General features: G+C 55.7%; 1 protein-coding gene. It reads left to right on the forward strand.

Translation table 11 applies throughout. From position 1 onward, the window contains the following. Positions 1–532, forward strand: a 532-nt coding sequence (locus AAFO90_RS24880) for a hypothetical protein (RefSeq protein ID WP_347511189.1), incomplete at its 5' end; no start/stop codon positions are given. Positions 533–1,322: the final 790 nt, after the last annotated feature.

Consider the following 1,322-nt stretch of genomic DNA (forward strand, 5'->3'; position numbering starts at 1 on the left):
GACGGCTGGGAAACCCTCTCTCAGCCCCTCGAACCCATGCCCCTTGACCTCGCAGCCTAAAACACCGACCCTTCACATGCCCGGAGCGCGCCGCCAGGGAATTTCCACAGCATTCGCGACACGACCATTCGCTCAGGCACGCATCTTGTTCCAAGAGCAACGCGCCGAAGACTACATTCCAGACGTCCTCCGTCTTCTGACTGAGGACGGTGAGCTGGACGAAGTGCTTAAGCTTGGGGCCGGTTTCTTCGGGAAATCCGCACCAGCGAAGTGTACGAGCGAGCTCGAAGCCGACTTGGCGTTGAGGCACCGCAAGGCACGAACGGCCAGCGATTTCACGGCTTCCATTGTGGAGGACTACCTCTTGCCGGGCTCCGACGGAAGAATTGGCGCGCGCGCGCTTCAGAAGCGCAAAGATCAGGTCTATCGGTTGCTTCACTCCGACGATGCTCAAGCGCGCGCACTATGGGATCAATGGACTGAAAAGAGTGCCCCAAGTCGGTTCCTCTTGCAGAACTTTCCTTCAGTTTAGCACGGGGCCATGTTTGCAGAAAAAGTCGGCAACAAGAACACAGACCATTCGAGCGAAGGGCTCAAGGCGTGAGCTAAACGCGTTCTACCATAGGTTTACAAGTCCAACCCTCCGCCTCGAGTGGTAGAGGCGCGCTGATAAGGGATGATGCCAAATGAATTCCATCTTACCTAAAGGCAAGCAAATCCGCATCCGTTCCTTCTACGGCTTCGGACCTGAGGAGGATGGCTACGTTGGCTGGACACAGGAAAGCTCGCGAGACGCCTACCGGCCGTTGGGCGCTACGGGTGAACTCGCAGCCATTCCCGAACAAGAAATCGGCGGAGGATGTCGAAGCTCAGTTCAAGCAACTTTCTTCGGGCCGTCTTGAGAGTCTGGGCGGGGAATTTTTCTGGGGAAACTTGGAAGAAGCTGAGTCTCTGTGTTGGTCTTTGCCCGGCATGTCACGGTTTTGAAGGTCAGCATGTCTCACGCCTGCGATCGGTACTGACACAGCTCTAAACGGATTGACCGGGCCCATGGCTTGGTTCGACCTCAGTTCCATCTCGCGAACGCCACCCGTGTCGAAGTATTGAGCCTCGACGTCGAAAAATCCTGTCAAATCTAGATGCTTGCAATCTATTCACCAAATTCGCGCAGTCATGAGGTCCAGAGAATATCGGCACTTAGAGCCCGATTTGAAACTAATTGAGTGAGTTCAGGAGGTTGTGTTTCTGTTCGGGTACGACACTGAACGGAGACCACGATGGCCTGGACCGAACTCACCCGCAGCCAGCATGCCCGTGAGGGC

The organism is Phaeobacter sp. CAU 1743 (assembly GCF_039839315.1).
Classification (GTDB): Bacteria; Pseudomonadota; Alphaproteobacteria; order Rhodobacterales; family Rhodobacteraceae; genus Phycobacter; species Phycobacter gallaeciensis_A.